The following is a 17,298-nucleotide window of genomic DNA, read 5'->3' as shown; positions in this document are numbered from 1 at the left end:
TCCTGATAAGCCGCGTCTATTGCGCAATCAGCCCGCCGGGGCCGGCCAGCCATTCGCGCCCTTTCAGCATACCGTTCCAATAGATCCAGGGCAAAGCATCGGCTTTAAGCATCCATGACAGGCGGGCAGGCTTGGTCCCGTCGATCAGCCAGCTTGGAAAACTCGGCATCAGTTTCCCGCCATAACCAAATTCGGCAAGGACAATTTTCCCGCGCTCGACCGTCAAAGGGCAGGATCCATATCCGTCATACCCGGCCCGCGGCCCTTTTCCGCCAAGCTGCTGCAAGACATTGACCGCAACAACCGGCGCTTGCTTGCGCGCCGCTGCCATTGTCTTGGCATTGGGTGTGGAGCCTCCATCACCGAGCCCGAATACATTGGGATACCGGACATGCTGCAATGTATGCTGATCGACATCGGTAAAACCGCTTTCGGCTGCTAGCGGACTGTCGGCAAGAAATTGCGGGGCGACTTGCGGCGGCACAACATGCAGCATGTCAAAATCGCGCGTTTCATCGCCATGTTCTGTTCCGAATACAGCCTGTTTCGCGGCCCCATCAACGGCTTTGAGTGTCCGGCCAAATCTGAGGTCCACATCGTATTTTTCGACATAGCCCATCAATGCCGGAACATAATCAGCAACGCCGAATAACACTCCGCCGGCATTGTCGAATTCTACTTCGATCTGATCCAGAACACCGCTGCGCATCCAGTAATCGCAGGACAGATACATCGACTTTTGCGGGGCGCCTGCGCATTTGATGGGCATCGGTGGTTGAGTGAAAATGGCGTGGCCCTGTTTCAGGCCCTGAACCAGTTCCCACGTGTAAGAAGCCAGATCATAGCGGTAATTGGACGTGACCCCGTTCTTTCCCAGCGTTGCTTCAAGCCCCTCGATCTGCTCCCAGGCCAAACGGATGCCCGGTGCAACGACAAGCGCTTCATATTTAACCGTCGAACCATCTTCGAGGGTGACTTGATTGCTCTCTGGCTGAAACGATTTCGCCGCCACCTTCAGCCACGTAACACCTTTTGGCATGACGCTCGACATGGGCCGGCGAGTGACATCGGCATCAACGACGCCTGCGCCCACCATCGTCCAGCCGGGTTGATAAGCATGCGTATCGCCGGGCTCGACGATGGCTATATCAAGGCCGGGCTTGCGCTTGAGCAAGGATGACGCCGCAGCAATTCCTGCCGAGCCGCCGCCAATGACGACAATTGTGTGTGAAGCGGACATCGGAATTCTCCCAATTCGTTAAACAGAGCCCGCCCTCAGTGTAACGCTTCGCTAATCGCGGTCAGATCATAGCCCGCAGCCGCCGCTTGCTTGATCCGTTCGGATGGATCGATGCCATCTGGATTGGCTAATGTTTCCAGTGTGATGGAGCGTGTACCAGTGCGGCAATAGGCCAGAACGGGTCCTTGCGTCCCGCGTCTGACCGCACGAAAAGCTGATATTGCAGAGTCCGGAAATGCACCGCCTGCAACAGGAATGTGATGAAATGCCAACCCCGCAGCCTGTGCAGCGTCGCGCATCTCGTCGATGCGCGGCTGCCCGGCTTCCTCACCATCGGGCCGGTTGCAGATGATGGCTACAAATCCGCGCTCGGCCACGCTTGCCATTTCATCGGGTTGAATTTGAGGCGCTACAGAAAGCCCGGCATTTACGCTGCGAATATCCATCAGGTGTCGCTTTCTGTCAGACGCACGAGAAACATCCCGGCAAGCATCGCGGTGACGAAAATCGCGGCAGAAACCGGCTCGATCACCAATGCGGCAACACCCGGTCCGGGGCACAGGCCCGCAACACCCCAACCGATACCGAACAACGCCGAGCCACCGATCAGTTTCGGCGTCAAATCTCTGCGCGAAGGCAGAGCAAACGCATCAGCGAAGAGCGGCCGCGCCAGTTTTGGCTGCAACCACCAGGCAATTGCCATGACGATCACCGCCCCGCCCATGACAAACGCCAAGGTCGGGTCCCAATCGCCAAACAGATCAAGAAATCCGCGAACGCGCGCCGGGTCGGTCATGCCGCCCAAAGTCAAACCGGCACCAAACAGGACACCCGAAACAAGAATCGGAAGTTGGCGAGAAATCATGACAACACCTCCCATCCAAAGGCATTCATAATCGCAACTGTCGCAATGCCGGATGCCATAAAGGTGGCCGTTGCAACCAGAGAGCGCGGCGAAAGGCGGCTCATCCCGCAAACGCCATGGCCACTGGTACAGCCGCTGCCGAGGCGCGTCCCTGCACCCACCAACAGCCCCGCAATCACAAGCACGACAGGGCTGGCAAAGCTGGGTTCAAATTGTCCCATCACCGCAGTGACGATGAGCGCGCCAGCCGGCAGCCCCAAAAGGAACAGCCAGGCTGAAATTCTGGGCAGGCTGCTATCGCTCATCCCGGTCGCACGCGCGGCGATTCCGGAGACACCGGCGATGCGGCCCGCACCCAGCAGCATAAGCGCGGCAGCGACACCGATCAGCACGCCGCCGCCCAGCCCTGCGAGAGGGGTCGCATCAGGAAATCCGGGCAAGCTCATACCGCGTTCACCGGGATTTTGATGTAACTTACGCCGTTATCTTCGGGTTCCGGCAGGCGGCCGCCGCGGATATTGACCTGCACCGATGGCATGATCAGCGCTGGCATTGCGAGAGTTGCATCGCGGCTGTTCCGCATTTCAACGAACTCATCTTCGGTCACACCGTCTTTTACGTGCACATTGTCCTCACGCTGCTGCTTGACCGTGGTTTCCCACGCAAACTCATCGCGCCCCGGCGCCTTGTAATCATGGCACAGGAACAGACGGGTTGCGTCCGGCAGGGAAAGCAGGCGCCGGATAGACTGGAACAATTGCCGCGCGTCGCCGCCGGGAAAATCCGCTCTGGCGGTGCCAAAATCCGGCATGAAAATCGTGTCGCCGACAAACGCGGCATCGCCGATAATAAAGGCCATGTCAGCCGGCGTGTGACCGGGAACATGAAGGGCAATACCTTCCAGCTCGCCAATCTTGAATGTTTCGCCGTCTACAAACAGATGATCAAACTGCGATCCGTCCCGCTCAAAATCGGTGCCAGCATTGAACAGCTTTCCGAATACGTCCTGCACCCGAATGATCTCGCGACCGATTGCCAGCTTGCCGCCCAGCTTTTCCTGAAGATAGGGCGCAGCCGAGATATGATCAGCATGGGCATGAGTCTCTATATGCCACATCACTTTCAAATTATTCGAATTGATGTATTCGATCACGCGATCAGCCGAACCGTATGATGTGCGGCCAGACGCGGCTTCAAAATCCAGAACCGAGTCGATAATCGCGGCCTCTTTCGAGGTCGGATCGCTAACCACGTAGGTTACCGTATTGGTCGACTCGTCAAAAAAGCCCGCAATCGTCGGACGCAGACCCTTGTTCTGTTGAGCACGGGTGATTTGATCGGCTGCTGCCGCCAAGGCATCTTCGGCGCGAATCATCTTAAACTCCATCAAACTTACATAAAGTGTGTATCTGTTTGGAGCTTCAATTGTCAAGTTTCACCAGCCTCGCGGCGGCCTCAAAAAATGATCGAAGCGCGCTGTAAAGGCGAGCGCTCGCAAATGCGTTTTGGAACTCCTCAGGTCACCAGAGATTACTCAACTAAGCTCTTTAACTTCAGAGACAGCGAAACGTATGCGCGTACCATTATCCTTTGCGGCACTGTTGCTGCTCTCTGCATGTGCAGGCGAAAGCGCAGACCGCGAGGAACGTTCGGTCACGGTCGTGGCCGAGCCAGTCGAGCTCCTCGCAGAAGAAGAAGTGATCGAGGCAATCGGCACCGCGCGCGCGACACGATCGGCCGAACTATATCCCGAAGTTTCCGGACAAGTGCGCAAAGTACGCTTTTCTGCGGGAAGTTTCGTTCAATCAGGACAATCGCTGATCGAGCTGGATTCCCGTTCAGAGCGCCTTGCGCTGCGCCTTGCGCAGGTCCGCGTGAAGGAAGCCGAACAATTGCTGTCCCGCTATCGGCGGATCGAAGATACAGGCGCACTATCGGAAAGCCAGATTGAAGAGGGTGAAACGGCCCTTGCCGCTGCTCAAATCCAACGTGATCTGGCGCAGGACGCGCTGGCAGAACGCACGATCCGCGCGCCCTTTTCAGGGCATATCAGCCTGTCCGAGATCGACGTCGGTGACCGGGTGACACCGACCACCCTGATCGCGCAGCTCGACCAGCGCAGCAGATTATTTGTGGATTTCAACGCGCCGGAATCGGTGTTCCAACGATTAAAGCCCGGCGGGACTGTTGAAGTTGTCCCCTTCTCTAAACCGGACCGAACCATTGCCGCCAAAGTCGAAGCAGTCGACAGCACTATCGAGCAAGAGCAGCGAAGCTACACGGTGCGTTCTTTAATCAGCAATCAGGATGACAGCTTTCGACCGGGAATGAGTTTCAGTGTCCGCTTTGTCGGTTCGGGACAGCTGCGCGCTGCAGTGCCCGAAGCATCGGTCGTCTGGAGCGGGGATGGATCATCGATCTTCGCAGTTCGTGACGGCAAAGCGCAGCGCGTTCCGGTAACGATTGCCTCACGCCGCGATGGGTTGGCCTTGCTTGATGCACAGGTTGAAAAAGGCACATTGATCATCGTGGAAGGGGTCCAGAAAGTCCGCGAAGGTCAGGCGGTCGAACTGGTCAAGCCGATGGAACGGCCCGCCGCCCAGGTCGAAACCGAACCGGCGCAATGAAAACCGACCTCCCCCTGCTCGCCGTAAAGCGACCGCTCATGATTATGGTCTTGAACCTGTTGATCGTGATTGCGGGGGTTGCAGCCCTGCTGGGCACAGAAGTGCGCGAATTGCCGAACGTCGATCGCCCGGTCGTCACCGTAAGCGCCACCTTGCCCGGCGCCGCGCCCGAGACAATGGACGCAGAAGTCACGTCGGTGCTTGAAAATGCGGCCGCGCGCGTCAACGGCGTACGTCAAATCCGGTCATCAAGTGAGGAAAACGGGACACGAATTCGGGTTGAATTCAATCCGGGCACGGATCTTGATGCGGCCGCGTCCGATATTCGCGAAGCCGTAAGCCGCGTAACGCGCGAATTGCCAGACCGCGTAGAACAGGTCCGCGTCGTAAAAGCCGATGCGGATGCGGAATCGATCATGACGCTCGCAGTGTTGAGCGACCGGTATGACGTGGTCGAGCTGACCCGGATCGTCGAGAACGATATCATTCCGGAATTGCTAGCGGCCGATGGCGTGGCCAGTATCGACACATTCGGCACGCGCGAGCGCCAAATGCGTGTCGTGGTCGATCCGGCCCGTCTTGCACGGTATGGCCTGACGATGACCGATGTGGCCGCTGCGTTGGAGCAGGCGCCGTTTGACACACCGGTTGGTTCGTTCCGCTCAGACGCGCAGGAATTGGTGGTTCGGGCAGAAGCCAACGCGGCCGATCCGGCCCTGATTGCGGATGTAATCGTACAAAACGAAGTGCGCATCGGCGACGTGGCAGAGGCGTATTTCGCACCAGCCGACGCGACCAGCTATGTCAGGCTGGACGGAGAACCGGTCATCGGACTGGGAGTAATCCGCCAGGCCAACTCGAACACGATTGCAATTTCCAACGCGACCCGAAGCACAGTGGAACGGATTGATTCCCGGTTCGATGATATCGACTTGCGCGTGATATCGGATGATGCGGCCTTCATTCAGGTATCGGTTCAAGGCGTCCTGATAACACTCGTGCTGACAGTCGCGGTGGTCATGATCGTGATATTCCTGTTCTTTGGCCATCTCAAACCCACGCTTATTCCAAGCGCGTCGATCCCCATCGCATTGATCGGCGTGATCGCCGGTATCTGGCTGCTCGGATTTTCGATCAACCTTCTGACGCTGCTCGCACTGGTTCTGGCGACAGGTTTGATCGTGGATGATTCCATCGTGGTTCTGGAAAACGCACAGCGCCTGCAGAAAGAAGATGGCTTGGGCAAAAAAGCCGCTGCGGTGCTTGGCACGCGGCAGGTGTACTTTGCTGTCATCGCAACAACGGCGGTGTTGGTGTCCGTATTCATTCCGATCAGCTTCCTGCCCTCGGAAACGGGGCGACTGTTCCGCGAATTCGGGTTCGTTCTGGCGGTGGCTGTCATTCTTTCGACATTCGTGGCGGTCTCGCTGGTGCCTGCGCTGGCAGCCAAGATCGATCTTGGCGGAGACAATGCAGAGCCGCATCCGCGCCTCCTTGCATGGGCGCAAAAAGCAGCCGCGCGGTATCAATCCGCAGTCGCCGGATGCATTGTTCACCCATGGCGCACGGTCGGTCTATCGCTGATTGTGGTCGTTGGCGCGGGCATCATGTACTCGCAAATCGAACAGGAACTGGTCCCGGACGAAGACCGGTCAACTTTCTACGTCTGGGCCAGCGGGCCTGACGGTGTCGGCCTTGCATTTATGGACAAGGAAATGGACGAGATTGAACAGGTGATCGAGCCGCTGCTTGAAAGCGGCGAGGTTGAAAATACTCTGTCAATCGTCGGACGATACGACCCAAACCGGATACAGGTAACAGCCAATCTTTCGGATTGGGGCGAGCGCGATCGCAGCCAAACGGAGATTGTCCGCTCGCTTGGCGATCCGCTGGATGCGATACCGGGGTCGCGTGCTTCGGCGCGGGGACGCGGCACTTTAAGCGGTGGCAGAGGCGGCGGAGGCGGCCTTGAAGTTGCCCTTACCGGTGACGATTACGAAGGGATCTATCGTTCTGCGCGCGCTTTGGCCGATGCGATTGAAACGGATTCGACTATCCTCTCAGACCCCGAAATCTCGTATCAACCCACGCAGCCGCAACTTTCAATCGGAATTGACCGCGCCCGCGCGTCCGATCTGGGGGTGGACCTTGATGATCTGGCGCTGACCCTGCGCACAATGGTCGATGGTACAGAAGTGGTCGATTTGAATGTCGCGGATCAGGCGATACCGATTTTCCTCACCTCCGAAGCGGCCGTGATTACCCGCCCAAGCGACCTCGGCAATCTTTACGTGCGCAGCGGCACTGGCGCTCTCGTGCCCGTCTCGTCCCTGACCCAGTTTACCGAGCAAGGTATTGCTGCCGAACTCGACCGGACAGAGCAGCGCCGGGCAATCGAAGTGGAGGCCGTGATCGCGCCCGGTATTGCCCTGGCTGATGCGGTGGCGGAAATGGAGCGCCTGACCGACGCTTCGGTCGCTGAGGATATCGACATTATTCTAAGAGGAGAGGCGGAGCAGCTTGAGGAAAGCTCGAACGAATTGCTGCTCACCTATGCCTTTGCGCTTCTGATCGTGTTTCTGGTTTTGGTTGCCCAGTTTGAAAGCCTGTCTAGCCCCTTTGTGATCCTTGCATCGATCCCCTTTGCTCTGGCTGCCGCGATTTATGCAATGTTCCTTTCCGGTACTTCGCTGAATATCTATTCGCAGATCGGGTTGGTGATGTTGATCGGCCTCATGGCGAAGAACGGCATTCTGATGGTGGAATTTGCCGATCAGCGCCGCAACGAGGGTGCCGATGTGCCAACGGCGATTGCCGACGCGGCCAGTATCCGGCTGCGCCCGATTGCCATGACCTTGATCTCGACAGTTCTGGGTGCCGTGCCGCTTGTGCTGGCCAGCGGCGCAGGGGCAGAGGCACGCGAAGCCATCGGGTGGGTGATTTTCGGCGGGCTGGCAATTGCGGCGCTGTTTACGCTTTTCCTCGTGCCCGCCCTCTACGCTTTGATCGCTCCATTCGGAAAACTGCGGAGCGTCGATCTGGCTCGTTTGGAACGCGAGCTTGACGAGGATGAACAGCACTCCGCGAAAACGGTCACGGCTCCGGCATGACCCGGATATTTCTCCCGTTAGTCATCGCAGCAATGGCAAGCGGATGCGCCGGCCCGTCGATCCCTGACGTTCAACCGGCCAGCGGCATCGCCCTGCCCTCTGAATACTATGCCGACACGCGTCCGCCTGCCGGGCTTGATGACGTGTGGTGGCGCGGGTTCGAGGATGAGCAACTCGATGCGCTGGTTGAGAAAGCGCTTAAGCGAAATCAGTCGCTTGAGGCATCACGCCAGCGTCTCCTCGCAGCCAAAGCGATCATTCGCGCCGAACAATCCGATCTACTTCCTTCTGTAGATGGCCAGTTTTCCGCCGATGGCGCTCTGGATGATGGCGGAAACACTTTCAGCGGATCGCGCGCGGGGCTCTTTGGAAGCTGGACCATTGATTTTAACGGGCGACTATCAGCCGAAACGGCGCGCGCGCTGGCGAATGCTGACGGTGCAGCCTATTTTCTGGCCGATCAGCGCCGCCTGATCGCTGCAGCGGTGACGAGCCAGCATATCGAATTGAAGCGCTCTGGCGCGCGTCTCGAACTGCTCGATCAATCGACCGATCTTCAGCAACAAACATTGCGGATCGTGAATCTGCGCTTTGAAGCGGGCTTGTCATCCAATCTGGATGTGCGGCGCGCAGCAGCCGATGTGGCCCGCACACGAGCGCAGCGCGGCCCTCTGCAACTCGCCAGAGCCCGCGCGGCAAATGCGCTGTCTGTGCTTGTCGGGGACCCGCCCTCTGCGGTCCCTCCAACCGGCAATTCGGTCTCAATCCCGGACTACCGGGAAGGTCCCGCCATCGGTATTCCGGCGGACCTCCTTCGCAGGCGGCCCGATTTGCTGCTGGCGGAAGCGGATGTGGCGGCGGCGGCGGCCAATGTCGGGATTGAGCGCGCAGACCTGTTGCCCGCGTTTGCCCTATCCGGCGGTTTGCTTCTGGGTGATGGCAGCGTGGAAGGCCTGTTCGCTCGGGCACTCGCAAGTTTGGCCACTGCGCTCGACATCCCGGTTTTCGATGGCGGGCGACGAAAAGCCGAGGTGGACGCCGCCAAAGCCGATTTGCAGGCAGAAGTAGCCGATTATCGTCAAAGCCTGCTGGAAACACTGGCAGAGGTCGAAAGCGCGATTGCAGCAATCGCATCGGCCCGCGAACGCAAGGAAGAGCTTGAAAAGGCAGTCGCCGAAAGCGAGGCGGCATTCAATCAGTCCAATGCGCTCTACCGCGAAGGGCTCGCCTCGCTTTTCGATGTGCTCGATGTGCAACGCCAGCTGATCTCCAGCCGCGAAGCGTTGATTGATGGAGAGGCCGACCTCTCCCAGTCCTATGTCCAGCTGTATTCAGCAGTCGGTAGCGACGTGCCCCCTCGGGCCGAGCCACAGGAGGCCGAGCTATAGGCCTAGCCACAGCCAAGATGCCCAACGCCGATGCCCGCTGGCATGACCAGCCGAACAACCGTTCCGCTTAATGCCGCAGGAAATGCTGCCGAGAGTGGGTGGTGCCGCTTAGAGGACTCGAACCTCTGACCCCATCATTACGAATGATGTGCTCTACCACCTGAGCTAAAGCGGCGCCGGGCGCAGGGCCTGTGGTGCATGACCATGCGCGGTTTCAAAAAGGTGGAGGCCCGAGCCGGAATCGAACCGGCGTGCAAGGATTTGCAGTCCTCTGCGTAACCACTCCGCCATCGGGCCGAGCCGCCTACCCCTTTTGCATGAAGGGACAAACGAAGGCCGCGCACTAGCGATTCGTGTCAGTAAAGGCAATGCGGCATTCGCAATTGAGTGTCAGTCTGCAAATATTTCGTCAGCCGCCCCGCGGCGGATGGTCGACATTCCGCAACGTCAATCTGGACCCATGCGCGTATATGGGCAACTACAGCGGCATGACTATTGCCAGCCTTCTAGAACCTGTCACCGGCCAATCCGGTACCGCTCACCTGACCCACGCGAATGAATGGATGCAAGGACGCACGCTTTACGGCGGCGCTTCGGCATTGGTTGCCTTCACCATTGCACAGCGGGCATTCCCGGATTTGCCCCCGCTTCGCGCTGCGCAGATCGGTTTTGTGGCGCCAGTTGGAAAAGATATCGAATTGAGCGCCGAGATTTTACGGCAGGGCCGCAATGTCACCCAGGTGAGGACCGAAATCCATTCAGAGGGAAAGCTCGCGTTGACTGCATTCTGGCTGTTCGCGGCAGAGCGTGAACCCAATGCTATGCGATCTGCCGATGCGCCGGTTGCGTGGCCGGGAGCGCCTGCAGACAATCCCGCTGCGATGAAGGGGCAAGGTCCGGCATTCATCCAGAACAATTTCGAACTTCGCTATGGCCAGACCAAAGGCGACGATCACGGTGCGACCGTTCGTCGCTGGGCGCGATTAATCGAGGAACACGAGCTTGATCCGGTAAGCAAGCTTGTCCTGATGGGCGATGTCATGCCGCCGGGCGCAATGCGGATCATGCCGCGCGTGGGCCCGATCAGCTCAATCAATTGGTCGTTCAATGTACTCGACCCGAATACGCAATCCGAGGGCGGTTGGTATCTTGCCGAAAATGCCAGCCAGCACGCCGATGCTGGCTATTCATCTGAACGGCTAAGAATGTGGGATGCCAACGGGAAACAGGTGCTCGACGGCATTCAATGCGTCGCCATATTCGGTTGAGCGGCGCGTTACACGTCCTCGAATGACGGCGCGCGCTTGGCCATTCCGGCCATGACCGCTTCGACCTGATTTTTTGTGCGCATGATCGCATGCTGCTCGATGCTTTCTTCTAACAGGATGGCATCGGTGCCCCGTTCCAACATGCTGGCCTGCAAGCGTTTGGCCGCGCGGATTGCGTGCGGATTGCGGTTGGCAATCTCGCTGGCGATCGCTGTTGCCCGCGCGAGCGGATCGGTATCGGTGTAGGTCGCCAGACCAAGGCTCTGTGCTTCTTCGCCGCTGAATTCGCGGTTTGTATAAATAAGCTCACGCAGGACATCATCGCGAACGAGACCGCGCCACAGGGCATAACCGCCCATGTCCGGCACGAGGCCCCATTTCAGTTCCATGATGGCCATACGTGTTTCAGGGTGCGCGATCCGAATGTCGGCGCCGCTGGCAATCTGCAATCCGCCTCCGAAACACACGCCGTGCATTGACGCGATGACCGGTACCGGCAGTTTGCGCCATTGCATCGCGACCTGCTGAAACTTGTTGGAATTGCCATAGGTACGCTCAGTCAGATCGGGTTCGTCCGGGCTTGGCGTGCGGGCAAAGCTCGCGGTGTCGAGACCAGCGCAGAACGCCTTCCCCTCGCCCGACAGAACCACCGCACGCAGGCCTTTCATGCTGTGAAGAGCCGAGCCGGCCTCGATAATCCGTTCAAACATTTCCGGATCGAGGGCATTCATCTTGTCACCGCGCGTCAGGCGAACCTGCGCGACGCCGTTTTCGGCCAGATCAATCGAGACACGATCATTGGCGGCCAGTGTGGGAGCATGAGACATAGGGGGTACCTCGATTGAGTGTTGCAGATTGTTTCCATGAAACTATCGCCGCGCTTTGAACTGGTCCAGCCTATATCACGATCAGACGAACCACGCGCCCTTATCAGCCATGTTTAAGTGCTCTTGGGCGCTCCAAACGAAAACGCGCTTGGCTCTGGCGGGACATCGAGGAAATAGCCGCCTTCTGGATGGGTGACCAATATCGCATCAAGCCCGTAGGTAGAAAGCTTCGCCCTGACCCGAGCCACATGGACAGCAACGCTATTGCTTTCCGGTTCAAAATCGAGCCTCCAGACGTCAGCCAGCAACTGCTTTTTTGTCATGGGCCGGCCCGGTGTTTCTGCCAACCGCCACAGCAATTCAAACTCGCGCGGATGAAAGCCGATCCACTTGGCCTCAACCCGCCCGTCACGATGAATAAGATCGAGGGTAACGTCGCCCGCTACGCGAAACCGAGGGATAAGCGTGTCACCGTCTGGAAAGATCGTATACGCTGCATTGGAGTTCACATATGCCCCCCTGCGCGCATCGAATACAGCGCACGATCAGTGATGATGAGATGATCAATCAATTCGATATCAAGAGCGGTGGCAATTTCATTCATCCGCTTGGTCGCTTCGATATCCAGCCGACTGGGCCGGCAATCTCCGGATGGGTGATTATGGGCAACGATCAACCCTTGCGCTCCCAGACCAAGAGCAAGCCCGAACAGATCGCGCATTCTGACCGATAAAAACGCGCTGCCGCCAGCGCCCAGTTGTGTATCGCTGAGATAGGTCCGCGCCCCATCTAGAAAGATCGCGTGAAAACGCTCTCGTTCAACCGGCTCGGTCAGGATCATACGGCGAAGGTAATCGATCATCGAAGCGCTGTTCTGGTTGCGCAAATCAGAAGTCGGATTGTTCGGCCGGTCCAAAACAGCACTCATAACTGGCTCCTGAGGCCTGCAGGCTTAGTCTTTGAATTAAAAGGAGCAAATGATTGCACACGCCAAGCGCGATACTCGCCATATCGTTTCTTTCGGCGGATATGAAACAAGAGACCTCCACCCATCAGGATCAACTGAAAATACGACGGACCGATCGCAAGAACAGCGTAGGCTAGCGGTGACACCGCATCGACGACGCCTCTCACCAAGTGGGATGCAAGCGGCACGATCTGGAAACCTGCGATCCATAAAGTGTAAGTTCGGTTGGCATTTAGCGCTATCGCAAGAAACAGGGCCAAAGCGACTAAATCGAGGGCTATGTAAATCGAACCGCTACCGCTAAATATCAGGGGTCCTTCGGCCCAAAATTCGAACGCCGAAAGCGGTAAAGTGAACAAAACCGCAAAAACCAACGTTACCGCTCTTTCCGGGGCGCTCCCCCATTTCAGTGCTGCCAGCATCAATAAGATGCTGGCAAGACGCTGAAATTCGACGCGATATTCTAATACTGTTTCGAACATCGCTGCCGATCTTATTAAGTTGGTTCGGTTACTGAAAATTGCTCATCATCTAGAGAAGCAAGGGCTTCTGGGCCGAACTCCGTTGGAATCTTTTCGTCGCCGCCCATCTTCTCACGAGCAACCTTGCTCAGCTCATCGTGAACACGCAGCAGGCTTGTGGACATTGCCATTGCCTGGCCTTCTGCCTGATTGAGGCGCATCAAAGCGCGCTGTCCGGTGTCCACTTCAACGCCCGGATTCTGGCGGGCGGCCAGCATCGCCTGTTTCAGGCGCGCAAAGGCGATCATGGATTCATCTGCAAGCGCTTCTGCTTCGCGGATCAGTTTTTTGAGGTTTTGGGCATCATTAAGTACGCGATCGGTCATCGGGAATCTCCTGCCCCCCATGCTCAGGCGGAGGGTTTAACTTCATCCACGGGGACGCGCGCTGTGCCGTCCATTGCCTCGCTCAATGCGACCGCTGCCGTAACGGACAGCACCACCGCGGCAAGAACGCCGAATGCGATGCTGATAATAGCAGCGAGGCGAAACAGAACGGCATGTTCGCCGTCGAGCACCCCGGGGACGACCTTTGGTTCGCCAGAACGCAGCCAAGGCGCCTGCTCGATCAGCGGGAGAACGTCGCTCATCACGAGCTCTCCCCGGTCGACCCGGAAATCCGTATCGCCGATTTTGCCTAAGTCAGGGACCTGATTTTTACTATATACAGATTCCGTGAAGTCCTTTTGCTCGCTGGCTGAAGGGTCGCTGTCCGCATCCTGTTTAGAGGGGGGGCGATCAGAGGGGGAAGAGCCCGCCTCTTCCCGTTCTGCCTTTGTCGAAGCCCTATAGATTTCAACAAGATCACCAAGGCTGCCTGCACTGTAGATATCTTTCAAGGCCCGGATATGCTGGTTAATCCGGGTCTCGGATACGCCGAGTTCCTGAGCGATCACCTTTATGGGCATTCGCCGGTCAATTCGTTTGATCACGGCCCGCTGCCTTTCGGTCAACGGCCGCGCCGCTTCGGGCGGCATCCGATCCTCCATCAAATAAAAAGCCTGTGCTATAAGTTAATGCATATTACACAACTTTGCTCCCTCCTTTTTAAAGAAGTTGCTTAGCCGTTGAATCCATAGGCTAAGTTTGCGGAGCCTTTATTCCCAATGACGATAGGTAACGCTTAACATTGCGCGCAGCCTGCCTCAGTCGTTGCTCATTTTCTACCATGGCAATTCTGACAAAACCTTCGCCCTTCTCTCCATATCCCACACCCGGTGCGACAGCGACTTGAGCCTCGGTCAGCAACTGTTTGGAAAATTCGAGGCTACCCATCTCCACCAGCTCCGGCGGAAGCGGCGCCCAGGCAAACATGGATGCTGCAGGCGCGGGGATATTCCACCCGGCTCTTCCGAATGCCTCAACCATGACATCGCGGCGCTTTTGATAAAGCGCGCGATTGCTAGCGATGATGTCTTGCGGACCGTTCAAAGCGGCACAGGCCGCAGCCTGAATCGGAGTGAATGCACCGTAATCGAGATAGGATTTCACCCGTGTGAGAGCCGCAATAAGCTGTTTGTTGCCAACGGCGAAACCCATCCGCCATCCGGCCATCGAATAGGTTTTGCTCATGCTGGTAAACTCTACCGCGACATCTTTTGCGCCCTCTACCTGCATGATCGAGGGGGTTGGCACCCCATCAAAATACAGTTCCGAATATGCAAGGTCAGAGAGGACCCAGACCTGATTTTCGCGCGCCCATGCGACCAGCCGTTCATAGAACGCCAGATCGACCGTTTCAGCCGTTGGGTTGGAGGGATAACTCACCACAAGGACGCTGGGCCGCGGCACAGTAAAATTCATCGCGCTTTCGAGGGCGCGCCAATATTCTTCGTCCGGGGTCGTCGGGACAGAACGAATGGTGGCCCCGGCAATTATAAACCCGAATGTGTGAATCGGATAAGACGGGTTGGGCGCCAGCACGACATCGCCCGGCGCGGTAATTGCATTGGCAAGACTGGCCAGCCCTTCTTTCGATCCCATCGTCACAACGACTTCGTTTTCAGGATCGAGATCAACGCCAAAGCGCCGTTCGTAATAACTGGCTTGCGCACGGCGCAGCCCGGGTATGCCTTTCGATTGCGAATATCCGTGTGCATCAGGTTTAGCGGCGACCTCGCACAGCTTGTCAATCACATGCTGCGGCGGCGGTTGATCTGGATTGCCCATCCCAAGGTCGATGATGTCCTGCCCGCTCTGACGCGCGGCATGACGCATCGCGTTAACTTCCGCGATTACATACGGCGGCAACCGCTTCATGCGATAAAATTGTTCGTCCATTGCGCATCCTACCCTCGTCCGCGCAATCAAACTGGCTGCGGACGTAATTTTGTATTTAAGCCATTAACGGTCGATGTGTGAAGGCGTTTTCGCTAAAGTTACAGCATAGTTGCACATCTTCGCGATTCCCTTGACCGGAATCGTCCCAATCAGGACAGTTTAACGTATGGCCAATGATAACAACGGCAGCCCCTTTGGCAGCAACGATGCGTTCACGTCATTCTTTGAAATGGGTGGAGAAAAATTGCGCGAATTGTTTGGCAATGGCCTGCCCGGCGCGGCGGGCAGCGCTGCCGACAGCATCAAATCGCTTCTTCCCGAGGGCATTTCAGCCGGAGAAATGGGCGATTGGGCCAAATCGAGCGCAGAGCTGCAAAAGATGTGGTTTGAATATGTCACGGATCAGGCAAAGAGCGCGGCCCAGAATGCCACCAAAGGCAAAAACCCGATTGATCCAGCCCAGTGGCTGATGATTTCGCAAGGCATGGTGAAACAATTCCCAACCGGTGCATTCGACGCTCAGGCCAAACTTGCCCAGGATTCGCTAGCCCTATGGAAAGGCGTGTTCGAACGATTTGTTGCGAAAGCCACACAAAGCGAGACCTCTGACAGCGGGGCCTCTGATAATGCAGGTAGCGCGCAGCTTCCCTTGAACGACCGCCGTTTTTCCGACCCCGCATGGCAAGAGCATCCTGCCTTCGCCTTGCTGCATCAAACCTATCTCATGCTGACCCAGTATTTTCAGCAATCGGTGCGGTCCCTGCCCGGCTTGGACAAGGAAAAGCGCAGGCAGCTGGAATTTGCAGTAACAGCACTCTCCGAAGCGATGAGCCCGGACAATTTCCTCCTGACAAACCCCGTAGTGATGAAACGCACTGTCGAAACGCGGGGGCAGAACCTTGTGCGCGGGATGCGCCATCTGATCACGGATCTGAAACGCGGTCAGCTGACCCACACCGATCCCGACGCCTTTACCCTTGGTGAAAATCTGGCTGCGACACCGGGCAAGGTCGTTTATGAGACCAATCTGTTTCAGCTCGTTCAATACAGTCCTTCAACGAAGGATGTTTATGAAGTGCCGCTCATCATCTTTCCGCCGTGGATCAATCGTTTCTACATTCTCGATCTGACGCCGAAAAAGAGCTTCATCAAATGGGCGGTGGATCAGGGGCTGACTGTGTTCGTAGTCAGCTGGAAATCGGCTGATGAAACCATGGCCGATACGGTGTGGGACGATTACATCCGATCACAGATTGAAGCGATCGACCACGTTCGTGACCGTTTGCAAGTGCCGCATGTGCACGCGATCGGTTACTGCGTTGCCGGCACAACGCTCGCGGCGACGCTCGCGCTGTTGGCGAGGCGCGATGAAGCCGACAAAGTGAAAAGCGCGACCTTCTTCACCGCTCAGGTCGATTTTGAAAAGAGCGGGGAGCTTAAGCATTTTATCGAAGACGGTCATTTGGAGATGATCGGCAATCTTTCGCAGAAAGGGTATCTGGACGGGCGGTACCTGGCGGCGACATTCAATGCGCTGCGCGGCAAAGACTTGATCTGGAATTATGTGGTCAACAATTACCTGCTTGGCGAAGAGTACCCGGCATTCGACCTGCTGCATTGGAATGGCGACGTCACCAATCTGCCTGCGAAATGGCATAACGACTATCTGCGCGATCTTTATAGAGACAACAAGCTGGTCGTGCCCGATGCGCTTTCGGCTGATGGCACGCCGATTGACCTTACGCTCGTCAAAACGCCCAGCTTTGTGCAGGCTGGCCGCGATGATCATATTGCGCCGGCAGAGAGTGTTTGGCGGATTACAGATCATTTTTCTGGACCGCTGGAATTTCTGCTCGCCGGATCGGGCCACATCGCAGGCGTGGTGAACCCGCCTTCTGCTGGTAAATACCAGTATTGGCTGGGCGATAGCGATGCGCCGTCGTTAAAGGCCTATATCGAAAGCGCGGAAGAACATCCCGGAAGCTGGTGGCCGCATTGGCTCGGATGGCTGGACAGCCAGGATGATGTTCGTGTGCCCGCAACCGGCAAACGCAAGCCCGGCGGACGCGGAGATCAGGTCATTGAAGATGCTCCCGGTCGCTATGTGCAAACGCGTTAGGGCATAATATCCATTAAAATCAGGGCTTAAGCCACAAATTGTGCACTGCACAAAAAATTCTTGACTTCGCTGCTGCAATGCCTATTT

General features: G+C 57.1%; 17 protein-coding genes and 2 tRNA genes. 5 read left to right on the top strand and 14 right to left on the bottom strand.

Annotated elements, in window-relative coordinates:
- Positions 1 to 16 precede the first annotated feature (16 nt).
- From FGU71_RS07960 to FGU71_RS07940, 5 genes are read right to left on the bottom strand one after another with little or no spacing between them, the layout of a single operon-like run.
- Entirely contained in the window at positions 17 to 1,240 is a 1,224-nt protein-coding gene (locus tag FGU71_RS07960; protein WP_142788070.1) for an NAD(P)/FAD-dependent oxidoreductase, read from the bottom strand.
- 35 nt (positions 1,241 to 1,275) lie between these two features.
- Positions 1,276 to 1,686, bottom strand: coding sequence for a TIGR01244 family sulfur transferase (locus FGU71_RS07955; protein WP_142788069.1), 411 nt, complete (start codon positions 1,684 to 1,686; stop codon positions 1,276 to 1,278).
- Complete coding sequence (locus FGU71_RS07950; protein WP_234035691.1) at positions 1,686 to 2,105, bottom strand: DUF6691 family protein; 420 nt, start codon at positions 2,103 to 2,105, stop codon at positions 1,686 to 1,688. Before FGU71_RS07950 ends, FGU71_RS07955 begins: the two co-directional genes overlap by 1 nt.
- Positions 2,102 to 2,551 carry a YeeE/YedE family protein gene (locus FGU71_RS07945; RefSeq protein ID WP_142788067.1) on the bottom strand — a complete coding sequence of 150 codons (450 nt, stop codon included), beginning with the start codon at positions 2,549 to 2,551 and terminating at the stop codon, positions 2,102 to 2,104. The genes FGU71_RS07950 and FGU71_RS07945 overlap by 4 nt, the downstream gene beginning before the upstream one ends.
- The gene (locus tag FGU71_RS07940) at positions 2,548 to 3,492 is read right to left on the bottom strand and encodes an MBL fold metallo-hydrolase (RefSeq protein ID WP_234035690.1); all 945 of its coding nucleotides are present in this window, start codon (positions 3,490 to 3,492) and stop codon (positions 2,548 to 2,550) included. Before FGU71_RS07940 ends, FGU71_RS07945 begins: the two co-directional genes overlap by 4 nt.
- 184 nt (positions 3,493 to 3,676) lie before the next feature.
- Here FGU71_RS07940 and FGU71_RS07935 point away from each other — a divergent pair, with 184 nt between their 5' ends.
- Genes FGU71_RS07935 through FGU71_RS07925 form a run of 3 tightly spaced genes read left to right on the top strand, consistent with a single transcriptional unit; the run spans position 3,677 to position 9,230 of the window.
- Entirely contained in the window at positions 3,677 to 4,732 is a 1,056-nt protein-coding gene (locus FGU71_RS07935; RefSeq protein ID WP_142788066.1) for an efflux RND transporter periplasmic adaptor subunit, read from the top strand.
- Positions 4,729 to 7,842, top strand: coding sequence for an efflux RND transporter permease subunit (locus tag FGU71_RS07930; protein ID WP_142788065.1), 3,114 nt, complete (start codon positions 4,729 to 4,731; stop codon positions 7,840 to 7,842). The genes FGU71_RS07935 and FGU71_RS07930 overlap by 4 nt, the downstream gene beginning before the upstream one ends.
- Before the next feature lie 32 nt (positions 7,843 to 7,874).
- Complete coding sequence (locus FGU71_RS07925) at positions 7,875 to 9,230, top strand: efflux transporter outer membrane subunit (RefSeq protein WP_142788064.1); 1,356 nt, start codon at positions 7,875 to 7,877, stop codon at positions 9,228 to 9,230.
- A gap of 99 nt (positions 9,231 to 9,329) precedes the next feature.
- Here FGU71_RS07925 and FGU71_RS07920 read toward each other — a convergent pair.
- Both FGU71_RS07920 and FGU71_RS07915 read right to left on the bottom strand, forming a co-directional pair.
- Positions 9,330 to 9,405: transfer RNA gene (locus FGU71_RS07920), tRNA-Thr, on the bottom strand.
- Between the two features lie 48 nt (positions 9,406 to 9,453).
- Positions 9,454 to 9,527, bottom strand: a tRNA-Cys gene (locus tag FGU71_RS07915).
- Between the two features lie 56 nt (positions 9,528 to 9,583).
- Here FGU71_RS07915 and FGU71_RS07910 point away from each other — a divergent pair.
- On the top strand, positions 9,584 to 10,498 hold the full coding sequence (locus FGU71_RS07910; RefSeq protein ID WP_325053170.1) for an acyl-CoA thioesterase: 915 nt from the start codon (positions 9,584 to 9,586) through the stop codon (positions 10,496 to 10,498).
- 8 nt (positions 10,499 to 10,506) lie between these two features.
- Here the strand turns inward: FGU71_RS07910 and FGU71_RS07905 are convergent, their stop codons facing one another.
- The 7 genes from FGU71_RS07905 to FGU71_RS07875 all read right to left on the bottom strand — a co-directional run bounded on the left by FGU71_RS07905 (position 10,507) and on the right by FGU71_RS07875 (position 15,092).
- On the bottom strand, positions 10,507 to 11,325 hold the full coding sequence (locus tag FGU71_RS07905; protein WP_142788063.1) for a crotonase/enoyl-CoA hydratase family protein: 819 nt from the start codon (positions 11,323 to 11,325) through the stop codon (positions 10,507 to 10,509).
- 113 nt (positions 11,326 to 11,438) lie between these two features.
- The gene (locus tag FGU71_RS07900; RefSeq protein WP_142788062.1) at positions 11,439 to 11,834 is read right to left on the bottom strand and encodes a winged helix-turn-helix domain-containing protein; all 396 of its coding nucleotides are present in this window, start codon (positions 11,832 to 11,834) and stop codon (positions 11,439 to 11,441) included.
- Positions 11,831 to 12,253, bottom strand: a complete 423-nt coding sequence (locus FGU71_RS07895) for a JAB domain-containing protein (RefSeq protein ID WP_142788061.1) — start codon at positions 12,251 to 12,253, stop codon at positions 11,831 to 11,833. The genes FGU71_RS07900 and FGU71_RS07895 overlap by 4 nt, the downstream gene beginning before the upstream one ends.
- Complete coding sequence (locus tag FGU71_RS07890) at positions 12,250 to 12,774, bottom strand: hypothetical protein (RefSeq protein WP_142788060.1); 525 nt, start codon at positions 12,772 to 12,774, stop codon at positions 12,250 to 12,252. The genes FGU71_RS07895 and FGU71_RS07890 overlap by 4 nt, the downstream gene beginning before the upstream one ends.
- Positions 12,775 to 12,788: 14 nt before the next feature.
- Positions 12,789 to 13,139 carry a hypothetical protein gene (locus FGU71_RS07885; protein ID WP_234035689.1) on the bottom strand — a complete coding sequence of 117 codons (351 nt, stop codon included), beginning with the start codon at positions 13,137 to 13,139 and terminating at the stop codon, positions 12,789 to 12,791.
- A 23-nt stretch (positions 13,140 to 13,162) separates the two neighbouring features.
- Positions 13,163 to 13,744: a hypothetical protein gene (locus FGU71_RS07880; protein ID WP_234035688.1), complete on the bottom strand. Its 582-nt coding sequence runs from the start codon at positions 13,742 to 13,744 to the stop codon at positions 13,163 to 13,165.
- A gap of 148 nt (positions 13,745 to 13,892) precedes the next feature.
- Positions 13,893 to 15,092 (bottom strand): LL-diaminopimelate aminotransferase, encoded by a 1,200-nt coding sequence (locus FGU71_RS07875; protein WP_142788059.1) that lies wholly within the window; start codon positions 15,090 to 15,092, stop codon positions 13,893 to 13,895.
- 166 nt (positions 15,093 to 15,258) lie between these two features.
- Here FGU71_RS07875 and FGU71_RS07870 point away from each other — a divergent pair, with 166 nt between their 5' ends.
- On the top strand, positions 15,259 to 17,211 hold the full coding sequence (locus tag FGU71_RS07870) for a PHA/PHB synthase family protein (RefSeq protein ID WP_234035687.1): 1,953 nt from the start codon (positions 15,259 to 15,261) through the stop codon (positions 17,209 to 17,211).
- The last annotated feature ends 87 nt before the right edge of the window (positions 17,212 to 17,298 follow it).

Origin of the sequence: Erythrobacter insulae, from assembly GCF_007004095.1 — a bacterium.
Lineage (GTDB): Bacteria > Pseudomonadota > Alphaproteobacteria > Sphingomonadales > Sphingomonadaceae > Erythrobacter > Erythrobacter insulae.
This window is presented reverse-complemented; position numbering and strand designations above follow the sequence as displayed.